Annotated in this window: 21 protein-coding genes; 11 read left to right on the top strand and 10 right to left on the bottom strand. The window is 70.2% G+C overall.

Features of this window, described 5'->3' with window-relative positions:
• Window positions 1–4: 4 nt before the first annotated feature.
• A complete protein-coding gene (locus ACFYMC_RS22035; protein WP_388528041.1) occupies window positions 5–598 on the bottom strand; it encodes an inositol oxygenase family protein in 594 nt (197 codons plus the stop codon).
• Between the two features lie 370 nt (window positions 599–968).
• Between ACFYMC_RS22035 and ACFYMC_RS22030 the strand changes: the two genes are divergently transcribed.
• Both ACFYMC_RS22030 and ACFYMC_RS22025 read left to right on the top strand, forming a co-directional pair.
• Complete coding sequence (locus ACFYMC_RS22030) at window positions 969–1,139, top strand: hypothetical protein (RefSeq protein WP_388527972.1); 171 nt, start codon at window positions 969–971, stop codon at window positions 1,137–1,139.
• Between the two features lie 146 nt (window positions 1,140–1,285).
• The gene (locus tag ACFYMC_RS22025) at window positions 1,286–2,275 is read left to right on the top strand and encodes an NAD-dependent epimerase/dehydratase family protein (RefSeq protein WP_388527969.1); all 990 of its coding nucleotides are present in this window, start codon (window positions 1,286–1,288) and stop codon (window positions 2,273–2,275) included.
• 50 nt (window positions 2,276–2,325) lie between these two features.
• Here ACFYMC_RS22025 and ACFYMC_RS22020 read toward each other — a convergent pair whose 3' ends face one another.
• From ACFYMC_RS22020 to ACFYMC_RS22010, 3 genes are read right to left on the bottom strand one after another with little or no spacing between them, the layout of a single operon-like run.
• Window positions 2,326–3,750, bottom strand: coding sequence for a lipase maturation factor family protein (locus ACFYMC_RS22020; protein WP_388527966.1), 1,425 nt, complete (start codon window positions 3,748–3,750; stop codon window positions 2,326–2,328).
• A gap of 11 nt (window positions 3,751–3,761) precedes the next feature.
• A complete protein-coding gene (locus ACFYMC_RS22015) occupies window positions 3,762–4,301 on the bottom strand; it encodes a DUF1990 family protein (protein WP_388527963.1) in 540 nt (179 codons plus the stop codon).
• On the bottom strand, window positions 4,298–5,224 hold the full coding sequence (locus tag ACFYMC_RS22010) for a YndJ family protein (RefSeq protein ID WP_388528038.1): 927 nt from the start codon (window positions 5,222–5,224) through the stop codon (window positions 4,298–4,300). The genes ACFYMC_RS22015 and ACFYMC_RS22010 overlap by 4 nt, the downstream gene beginning before the upstream one ends.
• 190 nt (window positions 5,225–5,414) lie before the next feature.
• Between ACFYMC_RS22010 and ACFYMC_RS22005 the strand changes: the two genes are divergently transcribed.
• The 4 genes from ACFYMC_RS22005 to ACFYMC_RS21990 all read left to right on the top strand — a co-directional run bounded on the left by ACFYMC_RS22005 (window position 5,415) and on the right by ACFYMC_RS21990 (window position 10,097).
• Window positions 5,415–6,614 carry a DUF6777 domain-containing protein gene (locus tag ACFYMC_RS22005; RefSeq protein WP_388527960.1) on the top strand — a complete coding sequence of 400 codons (1,200 nt, stop codon included), beginning with the start codon at window positions 5,415–5,417 and terminating at the stop codon, window positions 6,612–6,614.
• 43 nt (window positions 6,615–6,657) lie between these two features.
• Window positions 6,658–8,703 carry a SpoIIE family protein phosphatase gene (locus ACFYMC_RS22000; protein ID WP_388527957.1) on the top strand — a complete coding sequence of 682 codons (2,046 nt, stop codon included), beginning with the start codon at window positions 6,658–6,660 and terminating at the stop codon, window positions 8,701–8,703.
• Between the two features lie 72 nt (window positions 8,704–8,775).
• Window positions 8,776–9,636 (top strand): Fpg/Nei family DNA glycosylase, encoded by an 861-nt coding sequence (locus tag ACFYMC_RS21995; RefSeq protein WP_388527954.1) that lies wholly within the window; start codon window positions 8,776–8,778, stop codon window positions 9,634–9,636.
• 74 nt (window positions 9,637–9,710) lie between these two features.
• Window positions 9,711–10,097: a hypothetical protein gene (locus ACFYMC_RS21990; RefSeq protein ID WP_388527951.1), complete on the top strand. Its 387-nt coding sequence runs from the start codon at window positions 9,711–9,713 to the stop codon at window positions 10,095–10,097.
• A gap of 13 nt (window positions 10,098–10,110) precedes the next feature.
• On the opposite strand, the gene ACFYMC_RS21985 is transcribed toward ACFYMC_RS21990, so the two are convergent.
• Window positions 10,111–10,566 (bottom strand): hypothetical protein, encoded by a 456-nt coding sequence (locus ACFYMC_RS21985; RefSeq protein WP_388528035.1) that lies wholly within the window; start codon window positions 10,564–10,566, stop codon window positions 10,111–10,113.
• A gap of 210 nt (window positions 10,567–10,776) precedes the next feature.
• On the bottom strand, window positions 10,777–11,322 hold the full coding sequence (locus ACFYMC_RS21980) for a sigma-70 family RNA polymerase sigma factor (protein WP_388527949.1): 546 nt from the start codon (window positions 11,320–11,322) through the stop codon (window positions 10,777–10,779).
• Between the two features lie 291 nt (window positions 11,323–11,613).
• On the opposite strand from ACFYMC_RS21980, the gene ACFYMC_RS21975 reads away from it, so the two are divergent.
• Together ACFYMC_RS21975 and ACFYMC_RS21970 are read left to right on the top strand one after the other, a co-directional pair.
• Complete coding sequence (locus tag ACFYMC_RS21975; RefSeq protein ID WP_388527947.1) at window positions 11,614–12,846, top strand: CapA family protein; 1,233 nt, start codon at window positions 11,614–11,616, stop codon at window positions 12,844–12,846.
• A 183-nt stretch (window positions 12,847–13,029) separates the two neighbouring features.
• Entirely contained in the window at window positions 13,030–13,911 is an 882-nt protein-coding gene (locus ACFYMC_RS21970) for a polysaccharide deacetylase family protein (RefSeq protein WP_388527944.1), read from the top strand.
• A gap of 94 nt (window positions 13,912–14,005) precedes the next feature.
• On the opposite strand, the gene ACFYMC_RS21965 is transcribed toward ACFYMC_RS21970, so the two are convergent.
• The gene (locus ACFYMC_RS21965; protein WP_388527941.1) at window positions 14,006–14,674 is read right to left on the bottom strand and encodes a class F sortase; all 669 of its coding nucleotides are present in this window, start codon (window positions 14,672–14,674) and stop codon (window positions 14,006–14,008) included.
• A 341-nt stretch (window positions 14,675–15,015) separates the two neighbouring features.
• Between ACFYMC_RS21965 and ACFYMC_RS21960 the strand changes: the two genes are divergently transcribed.
• Window positions 15,016–15,630, top strand: a complete 615-nt coding sequence (locus ACFYMC_RS21960; RefSeq protein ID WP_388527938.1) for a hypothetical protein — start codon at window positions 15,016–15,018, stop codon at window positions 15,628–15,630.
• Between the two features lie 115 nt (window positions 15,631–15,745).
• Here the strand turns inward: ACFYMC_RS21960 and ACFYMC_RS21955 are convergent, their stop codons facing one another.
• Both ACFYMC_RS21955 and ACFYMC_RS21950 read right to left on the bottom strand, forming a co-directional pair.
• Window positions 15,746–16,444 carry a hypothetical protein gene (locus ACFYMC_RS21955; RefSeq protein WP_388527935.1) on the bottom strand — a complete coding sequence of 233 codons (699 nt, stop codon included), beginning with the start codon at window positions 16,442–16,444 and terminating at the stop codon, window positions 15,746–15,748.
• Window positions 16,445–16,718: 274 nt separating this feature from the next.
• Window positions 16,719–17,483 (bottom strand): hypothetical protein, encoded by a 765-nt coding sequence (locus ACFYMC_RS21950; RefSeq protein ID WP_388527932.1) that lies wholly within the window; start codon window positions 17,481–17,483, stop codon window positions 16,719–16,721.
• 1,143 nt (window positions 17,484–18,626) lie between these two features.
• Between ACFYMC_RS21950 and ACFYMC_RS21945 the strand changes: the two genes are divergently transcribed.
• Together ACFYMC_RS21945 and ACFYMC_RS21940 are read left to right on the top strand one after the other, a co-directional pair.
• Window positions 18,627–19,448 carry an SAM-dependent methyltransferase gene (locus tag ACFYMC_RS21945; protein ID WP_388527929.1) on the top strand — a complete coding sequence of 274 codons (822 nt, stop codon included), beginning with the start codon at window positions 18,627–18,629 and terminating at the stop codon, window positions 19,446–19,448.
• Window positions 19,445–21,673: a putative bifunctional diguanylate cyclase/phosphodiesterase gene (locus tag ACFYMC_RS21940; RefSeq protein WP_388527927.1), complete on the top strand. Its 2,229-nt coding sequence runs from the start codon at window positions 19,445–19,447 to the stop codon at window positions 21,671–21,673. The genes ACFYMC_RS21945 and ACFYMC_RS21940 overlap by 4 nt, the downstream gene beginning before the upstream one ends.
• Here ACFYMC_RS21940 and ACFYMC_RS21935 read toward each other — a convergent pair.
• Window positions 21,645–22,547 (bottom strand): LysR family transcriptional regulator, encoded by a 903-nt coding sequence (locus ACFYMC_RS21935; protein ID WP_388527924.1) that lies wholly within the window; start codon window positions 22,545–22,547, stop codon window positions 21,645–21,647. The genes ACFYMC_RS21940 and ACFYMC_RS21935 overlap by 29 nt on opposite strands.
• Window positions 22,548–22,604 lie beyond the last annotated feature (57 nt).

The following is a 22,604-nucleotide window of genomic DNA, read 5'->3' as shown; positions in this document are numbered from 1 at the left end:
GGCTTCATCGACTTCGGGATCGGCGGCCCGCCACCAGCTCCAGCACGGGCCGCCAGTCCTCCATCTCCCCGGCGTTCAGCCCGATGACCTTGCCGGCGTCGTCGGCCTGGCGCAGGATCAAGGCGGCTCCCGCCTCCGGGTCGGCGGCGAACCGGGCCGCTTCCGAGCGGCTCATCGCGCCGCCTTGGTCCAGCAGGGTCCGCGCGCTCTGAGGCGACAGCGTGTGGGCGGGCTCCACCGCGGCCAGATAGCGTTTCGCCGGTACGTGCAACTGCACCAGGCGGGCCACTCGGGCGCCGAGCAGGGGGGCGAGCACCCTGGCCGCGAGGTCCCCGTGGCCCGCGTCGTCACCGGGGCGCAGCAGGTGCCCGAGGTCGTGGAGGAGCCCGGCGATCTGCAGTTCCTTGTCGGCGGGGTGCGATCGACGCAACAGCGCCGCGGTCTGCAACGCGTGGTCGTGGAGGTCAACCGGGTCGCCGCCGTGGTCCGGGGTGCCCCAGGCGCCCCGGCAGGCAAGCAGCAGGTCCATGAGTTCGTCGACGTCGGTGATGGTGGGGATGGCCCGCTCGGCGTGGTTGAGATGCTCCGTCGCGGCCATGTCTCGGGGTGCGTGTGCCCCGTGGTCGGTGTAATCGGCTTCTGTTCCCTGCCTGGTCACGTCCTGACTCCTCCCGCTCTGGACTTCGGGCTGAGCAGACCACGAGTGGATGAACAGTTGCCTGGGCCACGCTATTAACGAAGAGCGACGATGAGTGAACAGGCCGGAATCCAACACCCATCGAGCGGGATGGTGCTCATATGTGTACTCTGATCGACACGGACGGCCCCACAAGGGTTACTCCGTACCGATGTGCGACGGCGCCACCCCGACCGGAAATTCCTATCCTCTGTACCGACGGTCGGTCCCGGAGCCAGCCGAGGCCCGTGAGCCGATTGACCGCCGGTGACGCGACGCAAAGGAGTGCGTGGTGACACCTGAGTTGACAGCCATTGATGAGGGCCCGCGGGAGCGGACCGAGCGCAGTCGGCGCTCGGACGAGCTGGGCAGCCTGGAAGTCTGGGCCCGCTCGGCGCCGATCCGCTTGGCCGGCTATGAGGATGATCTGGCGGAGCCGCACATCTTGCCTTCGATCGACTGATGCGAGACGCGCACGTACGCACCCCCTGTGATCCCTTGGTTCGCAGGGGGCCTCGCCGTTCCCTCCGGGCTGCGCCGGCGGATGGGCTTTCCGCTTTCGGCGATCAGTAGTTCCCCCTGGCAAGGCCGCCGGTGCACGGTTGCCGCATGAGGATACTGATTCTGGGCGGGACGGAGTTCGTGGGTCGGGCCCTCGCCGAGGAAGCCCTGGCCCGCGGGTGGGAAGTGACGGTGTTCCACCGCGGCACCCATCCCGCTCCGGCCGGCGCCCGTTCCCTGCACGGCGATCGCACAGCCCCCGGCGGCCTCTGCGCCCTGGATGCGGGGACCTGGGACTTCGTCCTGGACACATGGTCCGGCGCCCCCTGCGCCGTGCGTGACAGTGCCCGTCTGCTTCGTGACCGGGTGCGCCACTACGCCTACGTCTCCAGTCGATCGGTCTACCGCTACCCCGCGCCCGCGGGACTGGCCGAAGACGGCCCACTGGTCGAGGCCTCCTCCGGCGCCGGCGAGGTGGACTACCCCCAGGCCAAGCGGGGCGGTGAGCTCGCACTCCTGGAGGCCCTCGGCCCCGAGCGCAGCTTGCTGGTGCGCGCGGGGCTCATCATCGGTCCGTACGAGAACATCGGGCGCCTCCCGTGGTGGCTCACCTGGATGGCCGAAGGCGGCCCGGTGCTGGCCCCTGGTCCGGCGGAACTCCCGATTCAGTACATTGATGGGCGAGATCTGGCCATCTGGACCCTGGACGCGCTGCTCCACGGGCGGGCAGGCGCCTACAATCTCGCCTCCCCGCCGGGTCATGCCACGATGGGTGACCTCCTCGACGCCTGCCGCGAGGTCACCGGCGCGGGTGCGCAGCTGCGCTGGGTCGATGCCGAAGCCCTCGCGGAGGCCGGCATCGAACCGTGGACGGAACTGCCCATCTGGTTGCCCGAGGGCGCGTCGTACGACTACTTCCACTGCGGTGACGTGACCAAGGCGCGGTCCGACGGGCTGCGTTGCCGTCCGGTCCAGGACACCGTCGCCGACACCTGGCGGTGGCTCACGGGGATCGGCGGCGCCGCACCGCAGCGCCCCGACCAGCGTCCGCCCGGCCTCGACCGGGCGAGGGAGCGGGAGTTCCTGAGGGCGCTGTGAACTACTTCGGGTCGGCCACCGGACATCCCTCGCCCCGGAGGCGGACGTTCTCAGGCCCCGTCGTCGCCGCGCTCCAGTCGGGTGGGCGGCAGGAACTCCCGCACCAGGGTGCGGTGCCACCACTGGCCGGACTGGCGTAGCTCGCGCCAGGTGGTGTAGCGGTATCGGTAGATGCGGGCTCGGACGTGGTGCGGCGGTCTGTCGGGGAAGGGGTTGTGGCGCAGCAACCGCAGGGTGGCCGGGTCGTTCTCCAGGAGCCGCTCCACGAAAGGTCCGAACCAGGGGCGGGCGTAGCCGGGGGAGAGGCCGGCGAACCACATCAGCCAGTCCAACCGCAGGTGGTAAGGGGCGAACTGGCGCGGTAGCCGGCCCAGCTCGCCCGGCTTGCCCTTGAAGGCGTACTCGCGCCACACCGTGTCCGGGCCCAGTCCCCTCGACGAGGTTCCCTCCACCGCCACCTCCAGCCGTACTCGGCTCACCGAGCCGAAGGCGCCGTACGCGTTGACCAGGTGCAGCACGTCGAAGGAGGTGTTCATCACCTGCCGACGCGAGAGCAGGTTCCGGGCGGGCCGGTAGCTCAGCCACAGCACTCCCGCGGTCAGGGCGCATACCGTGATCTCGAACCAGAGTGGGCTCGGGGGGCTGGAACGGGTGCCCGCGACCGCGCTGAAGTCGACCGCGGACAGTGCCAGTGCGATGGTCAGCCAGTTCAGCCAGGAGAAGTTGCCGGAGAGCACCAGCCACAGTTGGGTGGCGGCGATGATCCCGGCGGCCACCGAGGCCACCGGCTGCGGGGTGAAGAGCAGTACGGGTACCAGGAGCTGTGCCAGGTGGTTGGCGGCGCACTCCACCCGGTGCAGCGGGGTCGGCAGGTGGTGGAAGAACCAGCTCAGCGGTCCGGGCATCGGCTGGGTCTCGTGGTGGTAGTCCAGGCAGGTGAGCTTCCGCCAGCAGGGGTCGCCGCGCATCTTGATCAGACCGGCGCCGAACTCGACGCGGAAGAGCACCCAGCGCAGCAGCCACATCACCAGGAGCGGCGGTCCCACCTGCGAGTTGCCCAGGAAGACGGCGAGAAAACCCGCCTCCAGCAGGAGGGACTCCCAGCCGAAGGCGTACCACGTCTGCCCCACGTTGACGATCGACAGGTAGAGGCCCCACAACACCACCCACATCGCCATGGCGGCGGGCAGTGGCACGGCGTCGGCGGCCCCGGCCAGTACGGCCGCGGACAGGGCCGCCCCGCTCCAGGCGCAGCCTGCGAACAGCGCATCGGAGTAGCGCAGCTGGAACAGGCTCGGCGCTAGGCGGAAGGGCACCCTGCGCACGTACTGGGGTACCGGGAGCATGCCCCGCTCCCCGATCAGGGCTCGGAACTGGAGGGCGGTGCCGGTGAAAGCCACGAAGTAGACCGCCGCCAGCGCCCGCTGGAAGACCAGCCGGCCCAGCCAGTATTCGGGTGCGGTGAACCACTGCATCGACTCCAGTATCAGACGCCGGCCGTCAGCCTGCGCAGTGTTCGCCCGCAGTTCCAGGCGTAGCTGCGCTGGAGCTGGGGGATGAGGGGGCCGGCTGCCCGGGTGTACCAGCGGTTGGGCCGGCTGAAGGCCGTCACCGTGAACCAGACCGTGCCGTCGGTGCCCAGTTCCACCAGGAAGGACTCCTCGCCGGCCTCCGGATGCCGGCCCAGGGTGCCGTACGCGAAGCCGAGCAGGTCGTGTTCGTACGCCGTCCAGATCACCTCGCAGCTGCCGGCGAACCGCATCGGGCCGAAGCCGATCCGGCAGTCCACTCGCACGCCGGGCTGGGCACGTTCGAGGTCGGAACGCATGTGTACGCCGGCCGCCTTGTGCATCCGGTACGTGGTCACGGCCTCGCCGGCGGCCTCGAACACGGCCCGCCCGTGACCGATCCGGGTGCGGTAGCGCAGGTGGTTGTATCCGGCCGGTAGTGGCTGGGCCAAGGTGGCGCCACGTTCGGGATAGTTGGGAGTGGGCTGCTCCTTGAGCGTGCGCCGAGTCTTGATCATGTGGTGGTCTCCTTGGGTGTGAGCGGCCGGACGGGGCTCTCGGTCCGGTCAGGTATGTCCGAGGTGTGCAGCCGGCGCCAGGCCAGCAGGGAGCACAGGGCGAACCCCAGGGCGTTGCCCAGGCCATGGGTGGCGGCCATCCACGCCGCACTGGGGTGAGGTATCGCGGTGGCTTCGCCGACCGCCCAGCTGAGCGCCAGCACCATCGTGGCCGCAAGCACCGTGGTCGAGACGGTGAGGAGCATCCGGGTGGCGCGCTCCTCCCCGCGTCCGCGCAGTTCGCGCCAGGTCACCAGCGCCACCGACCACATCCCCGCGGTCAGCACCGCGGCGCCGACGAGCTCCGCCCAGTCGCCGACGAAGTACCCGATGAGGACCAGGAGGGTTCCGGTGGGGACGCTGTATGCGGCGAAGCGTGCCAGCGGGCCGGGAGCGGTCCGACAGACCAGCCCGGCGATCAGGGCCGCGGCGAACCCGGCGTAGTGGAAGTGCGCCACGGTCAGGGTGAGGACGTCGAGGTCGAAGCCGAACAACTCCCGTCCGGTGCGTTCGGCGACCAGGGCCACTGCGGCCACTGCCGGCGAGCACAGCGCGGTCGTCAGGGCCACGAGAGCGGCCGTCGTCGATCCGAGCGTCCCGCGAGCGGGTCCCTCCGCGGCGCCGCTACGGCGCAGAGCCCGGGCCGCGTGCACCGCGGCGTAGCCGGCGAGCGCCGAGGCCGCGGCGGCGTACGGGAGCACGAGCGTGGCGGCGAGCGCGCCGCGCGGTAGCCAGAGGGCAATCGCCGCCGGTGCTGCGCACAGTGGCCAGGCCCTGGCGGCGGGGACGAGTGCGGAGCGTCCAGAGGCTCCTGCAAGCCGTAGGCCGAAGGGCACCACCCACAGCATGCCCAAGGCCACCACCGGTTGGACCAGCATGGTCAGCACAAGATTCGCCCCCTCTGTTGAACGTGTTCAACTCCAGTCTGGAGCCTAGAGGGTCTCTTGAACGCGTTCAAGTCCGGCCCTGGACATGCCGCCTGCCGGGTGACGGCGTGCAGGCCTCCCGGTTGCGAGTCCCCGTGAGCTACGGCACAGATGGAGGCACATCGGGCTGAGGGAACAGGAGATCTACGTGTACGCATCGACGCGTCGTCATGCCGTGGTAGGCGTGGCCGCCCTCGGCATCCTGGCGACACTCGCCGCCGGCTGCGGTCGACAGGAGGCTGTGCGTACCGGCGGCTCCCGTGGTGGTCAAGAGATCTACCTGCAGCCCGTCGCCGAGCAGGGGCCCGAGCCCTTCACCGCCTCCTCGGCGACCCTGGCCGGCCCCCCGGCCAAGGCGGCCACCGCCGCCGCCGGCCCGCCCGGCGCCGCCGCCCAGGGGTTCAAGAACATCAACGGCTCCACCCCCGGCCTCTACGGGGGCACCCAGTCGGCCGGCTCCTGCGACGTCGAACGACAGGTGCGCCTCCTGACCGAGGATCCCGGCAGGGCCCGTGCCTTCGCGCGGGTCTCCGGTGTCAGCGAAGCCACCATCGCCGACTTCCTCCGCAAACTCACCCCCGTTGTACTGCGTGCGGACACCCGGGTGACCAACCACGGATACCGGGCCGGCGAACCCCATGCCTACCAGTCAGTCCTCCAAGCGGGCACCGCCGTCCTGGTGGACGAGCGGGGCCTGCCCCGACTGCGGTGCGCCTCTGGCAACCCCTTGCTCCCGCCCACAGCGGCGCAGGGCGCCACCGAAACCCGCGGCCGGCCGTGGAGCGGGTACGAGCCCCAACAGGTCATCGCCGTCCAAGCCACCGCGCGACTGATCGACAAGCTGGTGATCGTCAACCTCGCCGACCGCAGCTGGATCGAACGGAAGGTCGGCGATACCGGCGCCCAGGACAAACGGCCGCTCAACCCGCCTCCCTACGGCCCCAACGACGCGATCCCCACGGACCTGCCGGAAGCCGCCGCAGCCGCTCCCGATCCGTGTCTGAACGACGTGCCGGTAGCTCCGGCACCCGACGGGAGCGCGGCCCGCGCCCCCAGGGCCACTCGGTGCCCGGCGGGCGCCGGTCAGGTCCCCGAGCTTGCCCCGCTCGACCCCGCCGCCCCGGACACCTACGGTGCGCCCGTGGCGCCGCCGGGCGAGTTCTTGGCGGAGCCGCCCGGATGGGCGCCCAACTCCGCAGTCGACCCCTACGGTGACGGCGCCCCCTACGGCCCCGACCAGTTCTACGCGCCCGAGGACCCCTACGGCCCCGGCGGGACGCAGGATCCCTACGCCGTGCCGGAACCCGCCGGCTTCACCGACTTCGGCTCGGACCGGGAGCGGGCGTGAGGTTCCTGTCGAGGAATCCGGCAAACGGTGTCATGGTGGATCGGTGTCGACCGCCCTATCGCTGCCGGACGACTGGCCCGCGCATCCGGACCGAAGTCTCGCGCTCAACCGGATGGGTAGCTTCGACTGGGACCTGGTCACGGGCCTCCTCCACATGGACCCGCCCGCCCTCGATGTCTTCGACCTCAGCCCCGAGGAGTTCGACAACCGTCCGGAGAGCCTGACCCTGCGCGTCCCGCCGGCCGAAGCCGTCCGGCTCGACGGGCTCGTCTCCGGTGCGCTCAAGAGCGCCACCGACAGATACGGCGCCTACTTCCGCATCCGGTGCCGAGACGGGCAACCGCGCTGGACCCACACCCAGGGTCGGGTGCTGCGCGACTCCGAGGGCCGCCCGTACCGCATCATCGGCATCGTGCGGGACGCGACCGAGGAACTCAGCCACTCCGCCGAGCGGCTCGGCCTGGAGGAGGAGCGCAGGCGCCAGACCACGGTGGTGGAGGGAACCACCGCAGCGCTTGCGCACGCGCGCACCGTGCGGGACGTCATCGACGCGCTCAGCGACGACCAGGGCCTGGAGCGCCTTGGATCCATGGGCATGGTGATGGGCCTGGTCGAGGCCGGGCGCATACACCTGGTCGCCGAAGGGCCGGAGGGCAGTTTCGTACCGGGCACCCGGTACACCCGCATCAACGAGCAGTATCCGATGAGCGAGGTCGTGAGGTCGCTCCAGCCTCGGTTCATCGACTCCGCGAAGGAGTTCGCCGAGGGCTACCCGGGCCTGTGGTCGAAGATCTCGTACATGAAGGTCTCGGCCGCCGCCTATCTCCCGCTCATCGCCCAGGCCAGGCCTATAGGGGCCATCGGCCTGCTGTACCGGGACAAGGACGGGTTCACCCAGGACGAGCGCAACCTTCTCGTCGCCCTGGGGAGCAGCATTGCTCAAAGCCTTCAGCGGGCGATGCTCCTGGAACAGGAACACGACCTCGCCGAGGGCCTGCAACAGGCCATGCTGCCGCGACGGATCCCCGCCGTGCCCGGCGCCCAGGTAGCCGTGCGGTACCGCTCCGCCCGGATGGGACGGGACATCGGCGGCGACTGGTACGACGTGGTTCCACTGCCCGGTGGTCGAGTCGGCGCCGTCATCGGTGACGTACAGGGGCACGACACCCATGCCGCAGCCGTCATGGGGCAGCTCCGCATCGTGCTGCGCGCCTACGCGGCCGAAGGGCACTCCCCGGCCACCGTCATGGCAAGAGCCTCCGTTTTCCTGCACGAGCTGGACACCGACCGCTTCGCCACCTGCACCTATGCCGAGATCGACCTCTCCACGGGCGTCCTGCAACTGGTGCGGGCAGGGCATATCGACCCCCTGGTGCGCTCCCGCAGCGGGGACTGTCAGCGGATTCCGGTGGAAGGCGGTATGCCGCTGGGCCTGTCGGCCGAGTTCGGCACTCTCGCCTATCCCGTGACCACCGTGGAACTGGACCCCGGTGAGACGCTGCTGCTGTGCACCGACGGGCTGGTGGAGCAGCCGGGGGCCGACCTCGACGACGGCATCCAACTCCTCACCTCGCTCGTCCGCAGCGGCCCCTTCGACCTGCAGAGCCTCGCCGACCAACTATGCGAGATCGTTGACGACCGCGGGGGTGACGACGACATGGCGCTGCTGCTGTTGCGCCGCCGGATCGGTGACGCGCCCCGCAGCGGTGGTCGACTCCAGCAGCACGTGGCCCAGTCCGATCCCGAGGCGCTCTCCCACGCCCGCCACATGATCCGTGCCGCGGTGCGGGCCTGGGGCGCGCGGGAACGCGCCGACGAGATCGAACTGGTCGCCGACGAGCTCATCACCAACGCACTGATGCACACGGACGGTCCCGCGATCGTCACCATCCGGGTGCTCACCGACTCCGAACGGCGACTGCGCGTCGACGTGGAGGACGGCTCCAGTGCCCTCCCGCGGCGTCGGGAAGCGGGGGAGCAGGGGGTCTCAGGCCGTGGCCTGCTGCTGGTGGACCGGCTCGCGGACCTCTGGGGCGTGGAGTCGAGGGGCAGTGGCAAGTGCGTCTGGTGCGAGTTCATCGTGGACTGAGCCGGCGGCGTCGGTCCGGGATCCGGCCCGCGTGGGCGAGCGGGCCGGCCGCGCGTCGGGCAGGGTGGAGATGTGCCGGAACTGCCGGAGGTGGAAGCCCTGCGGGCCTTCCTCGCACAACAGCTCACCGGGCACACCGTCGAACGTGTGCTGCCGGTGGCCATCAGCGTGCTCAAGACCTTCGCTCCGCCCCTGACCGCCTTGGAAGGACAGCAACTGGGCGAGACGGCCCGGTACGGCAAGTTCCTGGCGGTACCCGCCGGTGAACTGTGGCTGGTCACCCATCTGGCCCGGGCCGGCTGGCTTCGGTGGCGGGAGCGGGTCCCCGCACAGCCGCCCCACCCGGGCCGGGGGCCCTTGGCCCTTCGGGTCGTCCTCACGGACGGGAGCGGATTCGACCTGACGGAGGCCGGGACGCACAAGCGGTTGGCCGTCCACGTGGTGCGTGACCCCAAGGACGTGCCGGCACTCGCCGGTCTCGGGCCGGACCCCTTGGCGGCGGGGTTCGGGCCGGCCCAGTTCGCGGCCCTGCTGAAGGGGGAGCGCAGACAGATCAAGGGGATCCTGCGGGACCAGAGGGTACTGGCCGGGATCGGCAACGCCTACAGCGACGAGATCCTGCACGCGGCCAGGATGTCTCCCTTCAAGCTGGCTGACCGGCTCGATGAAGCGGAACTCACCCGACTGTACGAGGCCATGGAGGGTGTGCTGCACGAGGCCGTGGAGCGCTCGCGGGGCTTGGCCGTCGGCCAGCTCAAGGCGGAGAAGAAGACTGGCCTGCGGGTGCACGGGCGCGCCGGCGAGCGCTGCCCGGTGTGTGAGGACACGATCCGATCCGTCTCCTTCGCCGACTCCTCCCTCCAGTACTGTCCCACCTGCCAGACCGGTGGCCGCCCGTTGGCCGACCGACGGCTGTCCCGACTCCTCAGGTAGTCACTGTGACGACGCGGTGGGGCCGTGCACCGCGTCTCGCAAGCTCTGCGACCCTACGAGTACACTCCTCGGCGATGTCAGGCGTCCCCCCACAGCCGCCCCGCCGCGAGGTCGTCACCGGTGTGCCGAGGGCTGCCCGCAGGGCGCCGGCGCACACCCCGGCACGCTCCGAGATCACCGAGCAGACCACTTTGGGGGCCACCTACGTAAGGGCGTTGATGCGCAGTCAGCTGCGGATCGCCCTTGTGGTGCTCGCGGTGCTCGCACTGCTTGGCGGGGTGGTCCCCCTGCTGTTCGCCCTGCCCGGCGCTGCCGGTCCGCCCGCTCCGCTGCTCTGGTGCGCTCTCGGCTTCGCCGTGTATCCGGTGATGGTGGTGACGGCCCGATGGTACGTGCGCCGTGCCGAGCGGAACGAACGTGATTTCACCGGGCTGGTGGAGGGCCGCACCGAACGGCACTGATTCACCGGCCACTTCAGAACAGGTGCATGGTCAAATGGCTGAGTGGCAGCCCTAACTGCCAGGCGGGGACCCAGGCGCGGCAGTCCTCGTCCGGTACAGCGACCCCCGGCCCGAAGCGGGACGCGTCCAGATTGGCGGCGAGGAGTTCGGTACCGTCCAGCCAGCGCCAAGCCGCCCTGGCCAGTTCCAGGTCGGGGTCGCTGCTGCCGCGTTCCATCGCGTTCTCGGTGAGCTCCAGCAGCCGGGTTCGTACGAAGTCCCGCCACGGGTGGCCGTACGCCGTGAGGGACATCCACTCGTCCAACTGTGAGACCACCCGGATGCCGGACAGCTCACCGGCCGCGTCGGAGAGGTAGACGGTCAGCGCGAGGGTGTCCCGCCCGGCCCGGAACTCCAGGCTGTTCACGGGGATCAGGTGACCGGTCCGCAGCAGTTCATCGGCTATGTACTCCGCGTAGAGCCAGGCCATGGGCACGGCGAGTCCACCGCCGCCGATACCGTTCGTCCCTTCGGGTCGCACCCGGTCCACCTTCTCCCGCAGCTGAGTCTTTCCTGCCGTACGCGACGAGACTTCACGCACAGGACCGTGGACCGGGTGCGGTTTACCCAACTTGGACACATCGGTGGCCGATTCGATGCGCCCGGCGCACACTACGGCCCGTTGTGTGACCCGATCCGGTCAGCAGCCGTGCCCGTACCCGGACAACCCCCGTCGTAGCTCCCGAAGGGCGTAGTACGTACGGGACTTGACGGTCCCGGCCGGGATGCCGAGCACCTGCGCTGTCTCGGCCACCGAACGATCGCAGAAGTAGACCTGGACCAGGACGTCCCGGTGTTCTCGCCCGAGGGAGCGCACCGCGCGGCGCACGTCGAGAGCGGTGACGGAGCCGGCGAGCGGGTCCGCGGGGGAGAGCCGGGTGACGGGCGCCTCCATGACGTCCGTCGCGACTTCCTGGGGCCGGGACATCCTGGCCCGCAGCGCGTCGATGGCCAGGCGCCGGGCCACGGTGAACAGCCAGGGCCGAACCGATTCGTGCTCGCTCTCCAGTGCCTCGGGGTGCTGCCAGGCCCTCAGCAGGGTCTCTTGGACGAGGTCCTCGGCGCGTTGTGCATCGCCGTGGGTCAGACCGACCAGGAACCCGTGCAGTGCCTTGCCGTGCTCGCGTTGGAGCTGGGCCAGTGCGGGTGGGCTGGTGCGCTGTGCGGTCGCGGTGGGGCTCACCATGGGCTCCTTCCCCAAGGGCCGGGCTGGGTCTGATACGCCACACCCTGACCTGCCGACAGCCGCCCGGGAACCGCCATCCGGCTCTTGAGCGCCGGAGTGTCGCCGCCGGTCGGCGGATGGGCGGATCCGGGGTGAGCGGTCGACCCCGCGGGACGAGCGGCGACTCATGGGTCCGTTGGCCCGTTCGAGGGTCGGGACCGGTCCGGCTACTTGACTTCGGTGCGGCATCACCCTGAAGTCCCGAGAGGAAGATCTGATTGTCGGATAAATAGAGATTGGGGAGCCCGCGCCATGACCACGCGCAGACCGCAGACCCGTCCCCGACGGCGGAGCAGGCCGGCCCTGACCCTCATGCTCCTGGCCGGCCTGCTGGCCGCGCCCGCCGGCTGCTCTTCCGTGGCCGGCTCCTCCGGGGCGCACCTGGCCGGCCCCGACGCCGCCCGTTCCCAACCTCCCGCCGGCCCCCGGCGCCCCGAGCAGCCGCGCGGCTTCACCCTGGTGGCCAGCGGTGACGTCCTGCCTCATGAGTCCGTCATCGACCGGGCCCAGGCGGACGCCGGCGGCGAGGGCTATGACTTCGGCCCCATGCTCGCCGGGGTCGCACCGGTGGTTTCCTCCGCCGACCTGGCGATCTGTCATATGGAGACGGTCTACGGAACGCCGGACGGGCCCTTCTCGGGATACCCGGCGTTCGTCTCGCCCCCGCAGATCGCCGAGGCCCTCGCCGCCACCGGGTACGACTCCTGCTCCACGGCCTCCAACCACAGCCTGGACGACGGGGCGGCGGGCCTCGCCCGGACCCTCGACCGGCTGGACCGGGCCGGAATCGCGCACGCCGGCACCGCACGCACGGCAACGGAAGCGGCGACCCCGACCCTGCTCAAGGCCGGTGGGGCCACGGTGGCGCACCTCGCCTACACCTACGGCACCAATGACCACCCGATGCCCCAGGGTCAGCCGTGGGCGGTTCAGGTGGCGGAGCAGCGGAAGATCCTCGAACACGCTCGGGCCGCCAGGAAGGCGGGCGCGGACGTGGTGGTGGTGAGTTTGCACTGGGGCACCGAATGGCAGACCACCCCCGATCGGACCCAACTGTCCCTGGGGCGCGCCCTCACCGCTGCCCGCACCCGCGGGCGTGCGGACATCGACCTGATCCTTGGCACCCACGCCCACGTCCCCCAACCGTACGAGAAGGTCAACGGGACCTGGATCATCTACGGCATGGGTGATCAGATCGCCGGGCGGATGTTCAACCACGACGGCGATTTCGACCCCCGTGGCAACTACAGCTCGATCGGCCGCTTCCGCTTCGAGTCGCCGAAGAGCGCGGGGGAGCGCTGGCGGGTCACCCAGGCGCAGTTCCTCCCGCAGTGGATGGACGGTGGGTCGGGGCGGGTGGTCGACCTCGTCCGGGCCACGGAGGACCATCCGGGGCGCGAGGACCATCGGCGGGCGCGAGAAGTCATCGAGGAGGCCGTCCTTAGCCGGGGTGCCGACAGGGACGGACTGACCTCGATCGACTGAGGTCCGCCCGTGGACGGGGCGCCGCCTCGGCGGTGACCCGCCTGTCAGGGCCGCGGGGCCACCGGTTCCGCGGGGTGGGCGGTTGTGCCCACTGGTCGGGACGGCTGCTCCCATCGGGTGCTTTAGAAGCCTTGACCAGTGTTGATTCCCGCTGCACGCTGCCTGTCGTGCGAGCTATTGATAATGAAATCGGATGAACAGATTCCGGGGCGCCGGAAGGTCTTGCGCGCCGCGGTATTCCTGGGCACCGCCGTTGCCTCCGGATTGCTCATCGGAAAAGAGGCCGGCGCGCCCGGGCACACCGTGGCCCGACCGGTGCTCGGCACCGGAACCCGCCCCGCCGCCGGCGCGCCACCCGCGCAGGCACCCCCGCTCACCCCACCGAACGCTGCGGCGTACCGGCTACGTCCCATGACCGGGCAGGGGGCGCCACCCCGTCGGCGAGCCCTGCCCGCCGTGCGGACCCGGCCGATCCTGAGCCTGCCCGAGCCCACCGCCCACGGCCTGGTACTCACCTTCGACGACGGGCCGGACCCCCGCTACACGCCCGCCATCCTGCGCACCCTGCGCCGTCACGACGTGCGGGCGATGTTCTTCGTCTGCGGCGAGATGGCAGTCGACAACCGTGAGTTGCTGCGGCAGATGGCGGCCGACGGCCACGTCATCGGCAACCACACCTGGAGCCACCCGCTCCTCACCAAACTCTCCCGCTCCGCGATCCTCTCCGAGGTCGGGCGTACCAGCGAACTGGTCGCCCGGACCGTGGGTGAGGCCCCGCAGTGGTTCCGTGCCCCGTACGGGGCCTGGAACCGGGCGGCGTTCGAGATCGGTGCGGGGCTCGGCATGGAACCCCTCGCATGGACGGTGGACAGCCTCGACTGGACGGAGCCCGGGACCACCACGATCAGCCGTCGGGTGCTGGACCAGGCGGAGCCGGGCGCGATCGTCCTTGCGCACGACGCGGGCGGTGACCGCTCGCAGACCGTTCGCGCACTCGCCGGGTATCTGCCCGAACTCCTCGACCGCGGTTACGTGATGACCCTGCCGCGGCAGGCGGTCGTCTGAACTTCGGGCATCGGCACGACCGCCGTGCCGGTGCCCGTCACCCGCGGTCCCTGCCGCGCGATCGGCACCGGCGCGCTCCGGTGACCGTGCGGCGTCAGCGCACCTCCACCATGCGGGCGAAGACCACCACGTTGCCGTCGTAGCCGTTGGCCTTGGAGTAGCCGCCACCGCAGGTGATCACGCGAAGCTCGGCGTGCCCGGTGTCCCCGTAAACCCGCGCACCGGGAAAGGAGTTCTTCGAGAACACCTCCACTCCATAGACCTCGAAGACGGCGATCCGGCCGTCGTAGCGCTCGACCTCCACGTGGTTGCCCTTGTTGAGCGAGCCGAGACCGTAGAACACCGCCGGCCCCTGTGCGTTGTCCACATGTCCGACCACCACGGCGGTGCCCCGCTGGCCCGGGGCGATGCCGTTGAGGTACCAGCCGGCCAGGTTGCGGTCTCCCGGCGGGGGCGCCTCGATCCAGCCGTCCGCGTCCAACCCCACCGTCATCACTGGTGCGTTGACCCCGATGGCCGCAATGGCGACCCGGCGCGCCGAGGAGTAGTCGAGTGCGGAGAGAGCAGAGGGAGGCACCGGCGCAGTGACCGTGGGAGAGTCGACGCTCGAACTTACCGCGGCGGCTGCGGCGGGTTGCGGGGGACCGTCGGAGAGGTCCGCGCCGTTTCGCATCATGGCGAGGCCGGAGAGCATGACCAGTGCGAGTACGCCCCAGGGGGACCTTCTTCTCCTCGGTTCCTGATCCCACTCGTCCTCAGTCATGGTTCTCCCTTCCCGACGCGGTTCGTCCGGACCCGCGGTCTCGTCCCCGGTCCTCACGCACGTTAAGGGCGGTCCCGCTTGCGGGCGAGGAGGGGAAGGCGAACGGGTGGCGGGCCCGGAAGGGGTGCAGCCATCCAGGTAATGGTCATATAAGTGTCTGCCGCGGTGTGACCTGCGCATCCACCGGGAGCGACTCCGCGTGTCGCGGCGTGTCGTCACGGCCGGGTCTCCACGGTCGACATGCACCGCTTGCGGGGCCAGGTGAGTGTTCGTCATGGGAGGCGTTCTCGTCGATCATCCCGGGCCACCGCTCCGGGGCGCTTCCCGCTGGAGGTTCCACCATGCGTGCTTCACGCGCTCTCACAGCGGCCGCGGCCATCGCGGTCATCGCCATTGCCGCCCCGGTGGCCGCCGCCAACCCCGCGGGTGGTGGTGACGGTCGCGGCGACAACTTCGGAATCGGGGGCGGTGACGGGCGCGGTGACGGTCGCGGCGACGGCCGGGGTGACGGTCGCGGCGACGGCCGTGGCGACAACTTCGGCATGGGCGGCAACGGGGGTCCGCACAGCGTGTCGGTCAACCCCGAACGTGTCCATCAAGGCGGCACGCTGCACGTCACCGCCTACGGCTGCAACCGCGGTGGCACGGTCACCGCACCCGGGGTCTTCAATCCCACGGACCTCTCCGGTGGCCCGGTGGGAGCTGCCAGCATCCGCGTGTACAACCATGCGGTCCCCGGTACCCACACCCTGACCGTCAAGTGCCGGGACAGCTCACTGCTGGCCACCCGGCGCTTCCAGGTGCTGAACGGCCGAGGTGCCCGGGGCGGACTCGGAGGTTCCCTCGGGCCCAGCACCACCGAGACGGTGATCGGCAGCGGGCTGGTGGCAGGCTCCGCCCTCGGCGGGGGCGCCTACCTGATGCGTCGGCGCCGCCTGTTCCGCGCCCGGGGCTGATCGGCTGAGCTTCTCTGGTCCACCCCGCCCGTCACCCCGGCCCCTCAGGGACCCGAGGTGACGGGCTCGGCGTGCGGGAACACACCTGGCGGCGGAATCGGCCGGATCCACCTCGTCACTGGTGGCGACCGGCGCCCGAGCGTCGGCGCAGCACGTAGCCCGTCCCGGCAGTCGCTGTGAGGAACAGGCACGCTCCGGCGGCCAGTTGGAGAACGTCATGGGTGGAGGAGCTCCCGCCGAGACCCCCGCGGACGCCGAGCGAGGCCCCGGCGGAGGTGCGGCTCGCCGAGGGGTAACGCGTAGCCGCGGGAGCAGGCGGGGCCACGGGCAGCAGGCTGGCGCTGCGCGTCGGCGTGGCGGTGGGGGCCAGCGGCCGAGGCCTGCTGGTGGAACTCGTCGTGGGGGTGGACGTACCGCCGGAGATGGTGAGCTCGGTGCTCCCGTTGTCGCGGTCGCAGGTGAAGGTGACGGAGTAGACGGCGCCGCGTCGCGCATCGCGGTCCACAGTGACGTCCACGGTCTGACCGCGAGGAACGCTCACGGTGTCGAAGACACCGGAGGAGGCGGTCGCGAAGGACGCGTCGCAGTCGGTGACGCTGAGCGTGACCGAGCCTCCGGGGGCGACCACCGAAGGCGTGAGGGCGAAGCCGAAGGGAGTATCGGTCTGCTGCACCGGCACTACGGGTGCGGCTCCGGCCGGGCTGGTGGCGGGTCCGGCGGATCCGGTGAACAGACCGGTGGTCGCGGTGGCGCCGAGACAGAGGGCGGCGGCGACGGCTAGGACGGCGGGAGCCGCGGTACGTATCGCACCCATGGTCAATCCTCCGGATCCCCGAGGGGCAGCTGCGGAACCGTTCCACAGGCGACGGGGCGTGCACCTCGATGTCCGCCACGCTAGGTGCGGCATCGAACACGAGCGATCAGAGTCGGGCGAATGGGGCATCTTCTTGATCCGCCCGAGTGAGATCGGCGGGGTGGACGGGCGGAGTACCGGTGGGCAGGTCCCCGTCCGGCGGGGGTGTCCGTCGTCGAGGCTCCGTCCCGCCGACGGTCGGGACGGGGACGCGACGAGAGCCTGGAGAGCTCCCTCAGTCCCGAAGTTGGGGGAAGTGCTGGAAGAAGGGTGCGGCCATGTCGCCGATCTCCTCGCTGAAAGGAGAGTCGAAGTCCCAGATGAGGAAGAGCAGGAAGGCGATCAGGGCGCTGAACAACCCGGCCAGCAGCATCTCCCGGAAGGAGCGCCTGATCTGGAGCGTGAAGATCAGCCCCACGGTGATCGCCGCCCCGACCAGCAAGCCGAACCACACCACACCGGGCATGCCCGAGCCGGCGCTGTCGGCTCGTCCCATCCGTGCCTCGTCGACCAGGGCCACCTGGTCGACGAGGGGCTGGTAAGCCTGTCCCTCCAGTTCGGTGCGCGGTTCGTAGTCCCGGACGGTCCGGCGCAGGCGCTCCAGGAGTTCACCGCCGCGCTCGGTCACCTCGCCGCGGTCCGCCATGGCGTGCCATTCGTCGGTCACCACATGGTGAAGGTAGGCGTCCAGGTCGGCTTGGACGCGGGTGCGCACCGCGGGTGGGTAGACCTCGGAGCGCACGCTGACCTCGTGCAGTGCCTGAGCTTCCTGGGCCACGTAGGCCTGGGCCGAGCCCCGAGTCTCCCAGGCGCCTGCGATGGCCAGCCCCAGCACGATCGCGTAGATCACTCCGATCATCATCGTCATGTACTCGATGACGTCGGGGGTCTCGGACGGGTCATCGTCCGCACGCACCCTGCGTTGGTTGAGGAAGGCGATGGCCAGCACCACCGCACAGGTCGACGCCATGGCGATGAGGAGGACAAGCCATTTTGACAAGGGGATCCTTCCGAGGGTGGGGTGCCTGGCGGGTGGGCGTCAGCGGGGTCGCAGGGCTGCGACGGCGATGATCGCGGGGGCCATGATCATCAAGGTGACGGTCAGTGGCGAGATGCGTCGACGGGGATCCATCCGTGTGGGTGGGCGGTACGTAGGGCGGGCCACCGCAACCACCGCCGGTGCTGGTGTAGGGCGCAGTGCGGGTGCCGTGCGTACCGCGCGCGGGCGTCGTGGTGATGCTGTCCGGCGCGGGGCGGTGCGTGCTGCGGGCGCGGGCACCGGAGCAGGAAGGGCCCGTACCGGGGGGCGAACTGGCGGCGCGGGCTTGGTCGGTACCGGGGCGGGCGCGGGTGGTGGTGTGGGCCGCGGTGAAGGAGGCGGTGTGGGGGGCGGGGTGGGGGAGGGGGGTGCGGGCGGCACGCTCGGCACGGGGGGACAGGGGGTTTGGGGTGGCTTGGGTGGGTGACTCGGCCATGGCGGTTTGGGCCGTTGCGGGGGTTTCGGCGGGTGTGGGGGTTTCGAGGGGTGCGGGGGCCTGGGTGGTTTGGATGGGTGCGGGGGCTTGGGCGGGTGTGGGGGTTTCGAGGGGTGCGGGGGCCTGGGCGGGTATGGGCGCTTAGTCGGGTGTGAACGGGTGGGGCGGGGTACTCGCTCTGGTTTCCGGCCGGGTCCTGGTGGCGTTGGACGGGCCGAACGCCGCGGATCGTCGGTTCGTTCCGGAGCCCCCGCACCGTGGGCCCCGCCCGGCCCGTTGGCGGCCCGAGCTGCCGTCTCGGTCACTGCGGCGGTAGGCGTGAGCAGCAGGCACAACAGTGCAAGCGCGCCCAACAGGCGCCTGGCGTATGGTCCGTTCACCGCGACAGCGTGTGTCCTCGCGCGCCCGCGCGAGGGGTGCTCCCCGTGTGGTTCCCCTGATCGAGGGAGAATGTCGGTCGGGGGTTTGCATGGGTCATCGTCCGCAAACCCGGATTTGTCGGTTTCAGTCGTGAGCGGGATCAACGTCCCACCCTGTCATTGAGGGTGTGACGAAGAACGGATCGCCAATTTCCGTTTTTGCTCGCTCCGTTGGCGAATGATCAGTAGATTCTGCTCATCAACACTGGTACCACGAGTACCCTGCCGGCCTACGCCTTGGAGATATTGATGGAGCGTCCTGCCTGGGCTCCTCCCGGCATCGACATATCGGTGCCGAGCGTGTCCCGGATCTACGATTACTACCTCGGGGGCTCGCACAATTTTGAGGTCGACCGGGAAGCGGCCCGCCGGGCCATGGAATTCCTGCCCGGTTTGCCCAAAGTCATGCAGGCGAATCGTGCCTTCATGCGCCGAGCTGTGAGATATGCGGTAAACCAGGGCATCACGCAGTTCTTGGACATCGGTTCGGGTATCCCCACCTTCGGCAACGTCCATGAGGTGGCCCAGTCCGCCAGTTCGGAAGCTCGTGTGGTGTACGTCGATCACGATCCGGTCGCGGTCGCACACAGTCGAGCCGTTCTGGAAGGAAACAAGGCCGCGGGCATCGCCGCTGCGGACCTGCGCAAGCCGCAGGAGATCCTTGAGAGCCCCGAGGTGGCGGAGCTCCTCGACCTGAAGCAGCCGGTGGCCCTGATGCTGGTGGCCGTCCTGCACTTCCTGGAGGAAGCGGACGACCCCTACCATGCGGTCGCGCAGCTGCGCGACGCGCTCGCCCCGGGCAGCCTGCTGATCCTCACCCACGCCTCCTACGAAGGCATCCCGGTCTCCGAGGAGACCGCCAGCGGAACCGTGGGCGTCTACCGTGAGATCCGCAACCCGCTGGTGATGCGCTCGCGCGAGGAGATCACCCGGTTCTTCGAGGGCTTCGAGCTCGTCGACCCCGGAGTGGTGTCCATGCCTTCCTGGAGGCCGGACACGGAGAACGGGGAAGTGGAGGACGAGGACCCGTACGCCTTCTCGGGCTTCGCTGGCGTGGGGCGCAGGGCGTGAGAATGCCGGCGCAAGCGGAGAGCGCGGTGGTGGCCGGTCTCGCGGACCCCGATGGTCCGCAGGACCGGATCGGGCGGTTCGCCCGGATCTGGAGTCGGGCCATCTTCCCGGTCACCGCCACCTCACTGACCCGCTGCGAGTTCGAGGGGCACCTGTTGCCTCTGGCCACCACCTTGACCGAGGCCTTGCACGCCAGGCATTTCGACCCCTCACCCGCGCAGGGCGTGGGTGCCGCCCTGGTGGCTGCCCACTGCACCGATCCGGACGCACTGTCCGGCACCCTCGGTGTCATCGACGCCTACCTGGTGCTCTACTGCACCCCCGCCGCTGAGCAGGCGCCCGGGGCCGGCCCGGACCGTGAGGAGTACCGCTCCCGGTGCGCGCGGCTCCAGCAGGCACTGGCGGCGGGCTTCTCCCGCGCCCTGCGCGAGCGGACGCTCAGCGAACAGGAGGCCATCGCGCGGTCGGCGATGACCGCCCGCAGCGACGCTCAGGAGGCGCTGCACGCCACCGAGCAGCGTTTCCGCGCGGTCTTCGAAGGCGCCGCCATCGGCATCGGGATAGCTGACCTCGACGGAAACGTCCTGGAGGTCAACGATGCGTTGATCCAGATGTTCGGCGGCGGCGACGCCGGCGTACTCAGCCGCAACGTCATGGACTGGGGCCATCCGGAGGATGCACCGCAGGTCTGGCGGCTGTACGGCGAACTCGTCCGCGGCGAACGCGAGAACTACCGGGTCGAGAAGCCGTACTACCGGCCGGACGGGACCGTGCTGTGGACGAACCTGACGGTGTCCCTCCTGCGTGACGCCGAAGGGCGTCCGCAGTACCAGCTGGCCCTGATGGAGGACACCACCGAACGTCGGCTGTTGAACCTTCGTCTGCGGTACGAGGCCACGCACGACGCGTTGACCGGGCTGCCCAACCGGACGCTGTTCTTCGAACGTCTGGAGAAGGCGCTCTCCGGCGAGCACGGGCGCCGCTTCGGCTTGTGCTACCTCGACCTCGACGGCTTCAAGACGGTCAATGACAGCCTGGGGCACTCGGCGGGGGACCGGCTGCTGGTGGAGGTCGCGGATCGGCTGCAGAGCTGTGCCACTGGGCCCGGCGAGATGGTGGCACGCCTTGGCGGCGACGAGTTCGTGGCACTCACCACCGGTCCAGGGGGCAGCGAGGAGGAGATCACCAACCTCGCGATCCGGATCCTGACCGCATTGTCCGCACCGATCCGCCTGGACGGCCGCGAGATCACCGTGCGCGGAAGCGTCGGGATCGTCTCAGGTCCGGCCGGCGAGCGCTCCCCGGCCGAGGTGCTGCGCAGCGCCGACATCACCATGTACCGGGCCAAGGCGGCGGGCGGCAACCGTTTCGAGTACGCCGACGCGGAGGCCGATGCCCGGGCCATCACCCGGCACGGGCTCACCAACGCGCTGCCGGCGGCCCTGGAGCGTGGCGAGTTCTTCATCGAGTACCAGCCGTTGGTGCACTTGCACGACGGCTCGGTGCACGGTGCCGAGGCGCTGGTCCGTTGGTCCCATCCGCAGCATGGCGTGCTCGGGCCGGACCGGTTTATTCCGCTCGCGGAGCGGACCGGGCTGATCGTGCCGCTGGGGCGCTGGGTGCTCCAGGAATCGGTGCGCCAGGCCAGGAACTGGCAGCGGGAGCACGGCGGTCGGGCCGCCGGAGGACCGCTGCGCATCAACGTGAACCTCTCACCGACCCAGTTGCACCACCCCGGGTTGGTCGCCGACACGGTGCACGTCCTGGAGAGTTCGGGCCTGGAGCCGGGAGCGCTCTGCCTGGAGGTGACCGAATCTGCGCTGATCGGAGCCGACGACGACTTGCTCAAGCCGCTGCGGCAGCTTGCTGAAATGGGCGTCGACATCGCCCTGGACGACTTCGGCACCGGATATTCCAACCTGGCCAACCTGCGGCGCCTGCCGGTGAGCGTGCTGAAGCTGGACCGCTCCTTCACCCGGGGCATGCAGCAGCAGCCAGCCGACCCGGTTGACGTCAAGATCGTCGAGGGGATCGTCGCCTTGGCTCACAGTCTGGAACTCGCCGTCACCGTGGAGGGCGTGGAGACCGGCGCACAGGCGGCGCAGCTGCGTGAACTCGGCTGTGACACCGCTCAGGGCTGGTACTACGCGCGGCCCGGAGCGCCGGACCGCATCCATGTGCTCTCGCTCGCGGACGTCATTGCTCCGGCAGGTCCGGCGGCCTGAGTAGGAGCATGCGCAGCAGTTCGCGGGCGGCACGTGGAGGCGCCACGTCCGTGCGGTGGGCGAGTGCGATCGTGCGACGTAGCCCGGGGCGCGCCAGGGCAGTGGCGCGCAGACCCGGTCCGGACCGATCGGCCACCATCGTCGGTACGACAGCCACGCCGAGTCCTGCCCTCACGAACCCCAGGACGGCGTCCAGCTCACCCCCCTCCACGGTGAACGAGGGCTCGAAGCCCTCCGCACGGCAGGCCGCTACGGTCAGCTCACGCAGGTCGTAGCCGTGACGGAACATCACCAGTGGCTCATCGCGCAGGTCCACCAGGCGCACTTGCCCGTTGCGGCCCGGTGGTGGAGCACTTGAGGAGGAGATCACGACCAGGTCCTCCTGTAGCAGCTCCACCGTGGTCAACGCCGGAGCCGAGGGCGGGAGCGGCAAGACGACGAGGGCCAGGTCCAGGGCGCCACGCGCGAGGAGGCGCACCAGGTCGTGCGAGCCCCCTTCTTCGATCAGGAGCCGAATGTTGGGGTGCGCCGCGTGATAGGAGCGCAGCACCTCCGGGAGCAACCCCGTGCACAGACTGGGCGTGGCGCCCAGCCGTACTCGTCCGCGCCGTAGTTGGGCCAGCTCCTGCACTTCCAGCCGGGCGGTGTCGGCATCGGCCAGGATGCGGCGGGCCAGCGGCAACAGGGCTTCCCCCGCTTCGGTGAGGGCGACGTGGCCGCGGGCCCGGCTGAACAGCTCGGCGCCCAGCTCCCTCTCCAGGGAGCGGATCTGTTGGGACAGAGAGGGCTGGGAGACGTGTACCCGCTCGGCTGCGCGGGTGAAGTGGCGGGTCTCTGCGACGGCCGTGAAATAGCGGAGCTGCTGCAACTGCACAGATCCAGGGTAGGCCATCTCCATAGGCAAACCCTATGGAGATGGTCCACTCTATGT

Origin of the sequence: Streptomyces sp. NPDC006879 (assembly GCF_042869595.1) — a bacterium.
Classification (GTDB): Bacteria; Actinomycetota; Actinomycetes; order Streptomycetales; family Streptomycetaceae; genus Streptomyces.
The sequence above is the reverse complement of the archived record's forward strand: the minus strand, read 5'-3'. Positions and strand labels throughout refer to the sequence as shown.

Coding starts and splice junctions, on each gene's coding strand:
- ACFYMC_RS22035 (WP_388528041.1), bottom strand. CDS start 598: ATGGCCGCGACGGAGCATCTCAACCACGCCGAGCGGGCCATCCCCACC.
- ACFYMC_RS22025 (WP_388527969.1), top strand. CDS start 1,286: ATGAGGATACTGATTCTGGGCGGGACGGAGTTCGTGGGTCGGGCCCTC.
- ACFYMC_RS22020 (WP_388527966.1), bottom strand. CDS start 3,750: ATGCAGTGGTTCACCGCACCCGAATACTGGCTGGGCCGGCTGGTCTTC.
- ACFYMC_RS22015 (WP_388527963.1), bottom strand. CDS start 4,301: ATGATCAAGACTCGGCGCACGCTCAAGGAGCAGCCCACTCCCAACTAT.
- ACFYMC_RS21990 (WP_388527951.1), top strand. CDS start 9,711: ATGTCAGGCGTCCCCCCACAGCCGCCCCGCCGCGAGGTCGTCACCGGT.
- ACFYMC_RS21985 (WP_388528035.1), bottom strand. CDS start 10,566: ATGGCCTGGCTCTACGCGGAGTACATAGCCGATGAACTGCTGCGGACC.
- ACFYMC_RS21980 (WP_388527949.1), bottom strand. CDS start 11,322: ATGGTGAGCCCCACCGCGACCGCACAGCGCACCAGCCCACCCGCACTG.
- ACFYMC_RS21975 (WP_388527947.1), top strand. CDS start 11,614: ATGACCACGCGCAGACCGCAGACCCGTCCCCGACGGCGGAGCAGGCCG.
- ACFYMC_RS21970 (WP_388527944.1), top strand. CDS start 13,030: ATGAAATCGGATGAACAGATTCCGGGGCGCCGGAAGGTCTTGCGCGCC.
- ACFYMC_RS21965 (WP_388527941.1), bottom strand. CDS start 14,674: ATGACTGAGGACGAGTGGGATCAGGAACCGAGGAGAAGAAGGTCCCCC.
- ACFYMC_RS21960 (WP_388527938.1), top strand. CDS start 15,016: ATGCGTGCTTCACGCGCTCTCACAGCGGCCGCGGCCATCGCGGTCATC.
- ACFYMC_RS21955 (WP_388527935.1), bottom strand. CDS start 16,444: ATGGGTGCGATACGTACCGCGGCTCCCGCCGTCCTAGCCGTCGCCGCC.
- ACFYMC_RS21945 (WP_388527929.1), top strand. CDS start 18,627: ATGGAGCGTCCTGCCTGGGCTCCTCCCGGCATCGACATATCGGTGCCG.